Origin of the sequence: Niastella caeni, assembly GCF_004834005.1 — a bacterium.
GTDB lineage: Bacteria > Bacteroidota > Bacteroidia > Chitinophagales > Chitinophagaceae > Niastella > Niastella caeni.
The window spans coordinates 177729-184066 of record NZ_STFF01000012.1; the positions used below are offsets into that span (position 1 = coordinate 177729).

Sequence of the window (6338 nt, forward strand, 5' to 3'; positions counted from 1 at the left end):
GAAGTTTGGTGCTCAATAATGTCATATTTATTTAGGTAAAAATCCATCACAATGAAATTGCTTAATATCCTGACTAACCGAAAAGGACTACTTTTACTCATTGCCATCATGGGTACAGGTATGCTGGCGAAAGCCCAGCTTAAGATTGGTGATAACCCCACCAGTATCCAAAAAAGTTCTATCCTCGAATTGGAAAGTACCCGCCAGGGTTTGTTGTTACCGCGTTTAAGCGATACTACAGCAATCAATTCCCTTACCCCGCCCAATGGCATGATCATTTATCTCACTGCAGATAATAGTTTGCGCATCCGCAGCAATGGCGCCTGGAAAAAACTCGCCAGCATGGAAGATGCCACCGCTAACTGGTCGTTGACCGGTAACAGCGGTACTGACTCCGCCACCAGTTTTATTGGTACCATCGATGGTCAGCCTTTTACTATCAGGACCGATAATACGGCCCGCATGATCATCGGCTCCAATGGAAACGTGGGTATAGGAACTACCACGCCATCCGCTACTTTGAATGTAGACGGTACCGTAAAGTTCGAAAACCTTGCAAGCGGTTCAACCGAAGTAGATGTGCTGGTATTAGCGGGCAATGGTTCTGTGTACAAAAGGAGCATGTCGTCGAGCGCATTTACCAACGCTATTAAATCTATCAATGGCATCCAAAAGCAAACCCTTTCAATAACCGCCGAAACCAGTACAACAAAAAATGAGGTAGAAGTAGAGGACCGTACTTCAGACAGTACCATCGCCATCTACCTGCCTGTACAGAATGGCGATTCCGGTTCTGCCAAACCATACGGGTTTTTAACGTATGACGACTGGACGAAAATTCAAAGTGGTATTCAAACCATAACCATAGGAGCAGTGGCTTCTTCGGCCAATGTAAAAGGCGCTTCTATTGTAACTGACAGTACTTCGCGCCAGATCATCCTGCACCCTGCCAATGCAACGAACCCTGGTATTGTAACCGCCGGCACGCAAACCTTCGGTGGTAACAAAACTTTCCGCGATAGTGTAACCGTAGGCTCAACGCTTACCCTCAACAGTGTGGCTGATAACACCAGCGCCGACTCTGTACTGGTAATTACCAATGGCGTGGTGGAGAAAAGACAGGTAAGTGATGCGGCATTTGGGAATGCCATACAACGTATTAATGGCAATACCGATACGGCACAGGTATTTGCTTTCAGAAATTCAGGAACAGATCTTACGGTTTCAACCAATGGAAGCGACAGCCTCTTTTTGAACGTACCTAATGCCAGCACTACAGCACGTGGTGTGGTAACTGCTGCCGCTCAAACCTTTGGTGGCAACAAAACCTTCCAGGATACGGTAACGGCAGCCAAAACCTTATTGGCAGGCACTACCGGAAATGCCAACTCAACCGTACAGGTGGCAGGCTCATTGTCACTGGCCATTAAATCGGTAACCGCTAATTACACGGTAACTGCAGGCGACAATACCATTCTGGCTAATACCACTACAACAGCATTTACTATTACATTACCATCACCCGCCAGTTTTGCCGGCCGCATCTATACAATTAAAAAGATAGGCACCGGTGGCATAGATAAAGAGCTGACCATTTCACCTGCATCAGGCACTATTGATGGCGGCAGTTCATATGTTATCTATAACGACTGGACGTACGTAACGCTTCAAACCGACGGTACCAACTGGTACGTGATCAAGAAATAACAACCCGTAACCATACTGTTTAAAGCAGGTATATGCGTATCAACAGAGGGCTGGTAACAATACTCATATTGGTATTGTTCTCCAAAGCAGGCTTGTCGCAGCAGTTACGATTGGGAAACAATCCCTGGACGGTTGAGAAATCTGCCGTGTTGGAATTGCAATCTGCCAACCAGGGATTACTGTTTACCCGCATCGCAGATACGGCGTTGATCAATGCATTGAATCCGCCAGATGGTATGGTGGTTTATTTTACGCCAACCAAACGGCTGCTGCTGCGCGCGAATGGTTACTGGCAATCACTGGCTTCCACTACATCCGGTAGCTCCGGCTGGGCATTGAACGGCAATGCCGTAAGTGCAGAAAAAAGTTTGGGAACCACTGATAATTACGATCTGCCTTTCATTACAAATAATACCGAAAAAATGCGGTTGACCAGCGACGGTAACCTGGCTATCGGCACCTCCGACTTTGACGCTACGGCTCCGGAAAAGTTGTTGATAGATGCAGGCACTACCGACTCGTACAACCTGTTGTATGCAAAAGGCACGCGTAATGGCTACCTGCAATTCAACATCCAGAATAATTCATCGCAAGGGCAGGCCAGTACCGATATTGTAGCCACGGCCAATAACGGTACAGAAACCACGAACTATGTGAACCTCGGGATCAACGGTGGGGGATATAACAGCGCCAATAATATATTGAGCGGACCTAATAACGGATACCTGTACAGTGCCGGCCAGGATTTTATGATCGGCAATACGGCTTCTTCAAAAAGCCTTATCCTGTTTACCGGCGGTATCAGCGGTTCCAATGAAAGAATGCGCATTACCAGTGCCGGTAAAGTAGGCATCGGCAATACGAACCCTGCCGAAGTGCTGGATGTAACCGGTAACCTGCGGTTCAGCGGGGCTTTAATGCCCGGCGGCAGCGCCGGTACGGCCGGTTATGTGCTTACTTCCGGTGGTGCAGGCTCAGCGCCTGCCTGGGTGGCCCCTTCGGCTGCCAGTGGATCCTGGTCACAGGACGGGAACAGTGTAGCGTCTGTAAAGAACCTGGGCACCATTACCAATTATCATCTCCCATTTATCACCAATAATACGGAGCGCATGCGTATAACCAATACCGGTAATGTAGGTATTGGTACGTCTACGTTCGATGCTACCTATCCGGAAAAATTGCTGGTGAATGCAGGCACTACTACCTCTTACAATCTGGTTAATGCCAAAGGCAGTATCAATAGTTATCTGCAGTTGAATATACAAAATCAGAGCAGCGGTACTGCAGCCAGTTCCGACATTGTTGCTACTGCCAATAATGGAACCGAAAGTGTGAATTTTGTGAACCTGGGTATTAATTCAAGCGGCTACAGCAGTACCGGTGTTTTAGGTGGCGCCAATAATGCGTACCTGTACAGCACCGGTAATGATTTTGTTATTGGTAACAGTACCTCTGGTAAAGATTTATTGTTCTTTACCGGCGGAAGCAGTACAACCAATGAAAGAATGCGCATAGATGATGCCGGCCTTATAGGCATTGGTACGTCAAGCCCTGTGGTAGCATTTGATTTGCTCAACAGTTCAACAGGCGCTGTAGGCAACGTAAAAATGCACCTGGCCCGAAGCGGCGCCGGTGATATCGGCGTGTCATTTGAGCAGGTTGGGTTGTCGTCGTATGGCATAGTATATCGCGACAGGAACACGGTTACCGGCGCGCAGGGGCGTCTTGCCTTTGTAGAAAATTATTACCCGAATGCATCTGGTACCGGCAATGAAAAAATGTGTCTGGATGGCACCGGCAACCTCGGTATCGCTACCAATGCACCTGCTTCAAAGCTTGACGTAAATGGTTCGGCCGGCCTGGGTATTGTAACTACCAGCGCCAATCTTACATTAGATGAAACCAATTATTCGGTGATCATCACCGGCGGTACACCAACTATTACCTTGCCGGCGGCATCTGCCTGCGCCCGCAGAATTTATGTGATCGTGAATCATACCATAGCCGGAAGAACGATCAGTTCTTACAGGAACTTCTTAAATGTGGGTACCACCAGTGTGCCGGCAAACAGCAGCATCACCATTCAGAGTGATGGAACAAACTGGTACCGGATACAGTAATGAATATTGAATAAAGAATGTTGAATTTTGAAAGTAGAAGTAACTAAAAAACTTGACCACCCATCGTCATATCGTTCTTTTGCTCCTGTTGCTGACCGGGTTTGAAGCCGCCAGGTCACAGCAATCGGGTTTCTATGTGCCTAAAAAAGGAAAGATCTACTTCGCTGGCGACACCGCCACTATTTTCTCCAATGTTACAAATCAGGGAAAGCTGGGCATTGACAAAAAAGCCGTGGTGAATTTCAAAGGAAAGAAATGGCAAAACGATCCCGATGCGTTGATCACCGATGAAGGCAATAAGGGAGAAGATGCATCCGGCGCCGGGGGCCTTATTCGTTTTAATTCCAACAGCGGCCGGCAACAGATCGATGGTGGGTATAACGCCGTTACCCGCACCGGCGCTGCGTTTGCGCATCTCGACATTCAAAATGCAGCCGGTGTTGAATTGACCGGAAGCACTACCAAAGTGCGGCACAGTTTACATTTTACTGCCGGGCTTTTGCATCTGCAGGATAATACATTGGTGATAGGGGATGGAAATTCGGGAACCATTACCGGGTACGATTCAATCCGGTATATTGTAACTGGTAGTACAGGCACCGGGTTGCTCGTGCGTGAAAATATTCGCAGCCGCGACAACTGGGTGATCTTCCCGATCGGTACCGGTGTAAACGCCTTTACGCCTTTGGCAATTAGAAATAAATCTGCACAGGGCGATGACTATCATGCACGGGTATCTGATGGCGTTAAAAAAGACCTGTTTACCGGTGACGATCTGAAAGAGGAAGGGGTGAACAAAACCTGGGAGCTCGGAAAACGGCACCATCCCAATACCGGTGAAACCGAGATCGCTTTACAACACCTGACTGCTGATGAAGGAAGTGTTTTCGGCACAAACAGGCGGTATTCCTATATTTCACAATATACCAGGGCAGGGTGGGACACCTCGTATCCGCAGGTATTCCCTGTTACCGGAAACCTCACTTCAGGCGCCGCGCTGGTCAACAGCGGTGTTAACACCCGCACATTGAATAGTACCATTGGAACGTCTTCTTACTTCACCAAGTTGTCGGGCAAAGGCGATACGGCATTACAATACACCCGTGTATGGCTCAATGCTTATCGTATGAACTACAGCAAAGTGAACGTATACTGGACAACCAAACCGGAAGTCAATATCAAATATTTTGTAGTGCAACGCAGGTTGAGCAATGAAGCCAACTTTAGCAACCGCGATTCTTTACCCTCACAAGCCGTTAATGGCTATAGTAATACTTACCTGAATTACGCCATGGACGATGCCAACAATTATTCAGGCATCAGCTATTACCGGTTGCGACTGGTTGATTACAGTGGCGCCGTATCTTACTCTAACATAGTTGCGGTTGGCGGCAAGCCCGGCGGATTCCAGTTGTTGTTGTGGCCCAACCCAACGGCCAGGCATTTCTATGTGGGCATCAACGGATCGGCTGCTGTTAAGTACGTAGTGATCTGGAATGTAACCGGACAAATGATCCACCGCGAACTGGTTAACGAACGCCGCATTATACCTATGCATCTTTACTTGCCCGGAAATTACCTGGTAGGCTTTATTTCGCACAGCGGCCAGGTGCTGGAGACGAAGAAGCTGGTGGTTACGGGGGATTAGGCAGCTGTAAGCTGCAAGCTTCAAGCTTCAAGCTGCAAGCTGTAAGCCGTAAGCCGTAAGCTGTAAGCCGTAAGCTGTAAGCCGTAAGCCGTAAGCTGTAAGCCGTAAGCTGTAAGCCGTAAGCTGCAAGCCGTAAGCTGCAAGCAGATTGTAGCATAACATAATAGGTGCAAAATGGTAGCGGAGTGGTAGCCGGATGGCCTACGTATACTACGCGAACAATACAGGAATTCTACAGGAACACATGGTTGCAAGGCAATACCCAGGCAGTACCCAGGCAATCTCAGACAATACCCAGGCCATTACCCTACATAACAGCGAGGCCCCTTTTCGAATAAAAGTTTGAAAAAGAATGAAAAAGATTTGGTGGAGAATAAAATCCGGCTACCTTTGCACCCCCAATCGAAAACGGGCAGTGAAAAAGTGACAAAGGCGAACGGATAAGAAAGTGACTCACTGAAAAAAGTTCTTAAAAAATTCGAAAAGATTTGGTGAAGTGATAGAAACTCTTACCTTTGCACCCCCTTACGAAAGGGCAGTGAAAAAGAAGAAAAAGCAGATAAGAATAACGAAGCGAATCACTGAAAATCAGCTCTTAAAAATTCGAAAAAAGATTTGGTGAAATGAAAGAAACTCTTACCTTTGCAACCCCAAACGAAAACGGGGTGAGCGAAAGAGAAAAGAGGAAGAGAAAGAGAGAGGAAAAAGAAAGAGGTGATGTAAAGAAACGACAACGGATAATACGATGAGTGAGAGAGGGAAAGAGGTAAAGAAAACAAAATAAATCGCATTTAAAGATCTTTGAAAGTTTGGAAGCAACAGCACTCCGATGGAAATCGGAGGTAAGGTTATCGACTCGAAAA

3 protein-coding genes are annotated in these 6338 nt (G+C 47.3%); all 3 read left to right on the top strand.

The window, feature by feature from the left end; all coding sequences use genetic code 11:
• Positions 1 to 51: 51 nt before the first annotated feature.
• The 3 genes from FAM09_RS28225 to FAM09_RS28235 are packed head-to-tail and all read left to right on the top strand — an operon-like array spanning position 52 to position 5475.
• On the top strand, positions 52 to 1707 hold the full coding sequence (locus FAM09_RS28225) for a hypothetical protein (protein ID WP_136580516.1): 1656 nt from the start codon (positions 52 to 54) through the stop codon (positions 1705 to 1707).
• Positions 1708 to 1739: 32 nt separating this feature from the next.
• Positions 1740 to 3827: a hypothetical protein gene (locus tag FAM09_RS28230; protein WP_136580517.1), complete on the top strand. Its 2088-nt coding sequence runs from the start codon at positions 1740 to 1742 to the stop codon at positions 3825 to 3827.
• Between the two features lie 52 nt (positions 3828 to 3879).
• A complete protein-coding gene (locus FAM09_RS28235; protein WP_136580518.1) occupies positions 3880 to 5475 on the top strand; it encodes a T9SS type A sorting domain-containing protein in 1596 nt (531 codons plus the stop codon).
• Positions 5476 to 6338 lie beyond the last annotated feature (863 nt).

Bases quoted from the DNA above. Each gene is read 5' to 3' on its own strand.
- FAM09_RS28225 (WP_136580516.1), top strand. From the start codon at position 52: ATGAAATTGCTTAATATCCTGACTAACCGAAAAGGACTACTTTTACTC.
- FAM09_RS28230 (WP_136580517.1), top strand. From the start codon at position 1,740: ATGCGTATCAACAGAGGGCTGGTAACAATACTCATATTGGTATTGTTC.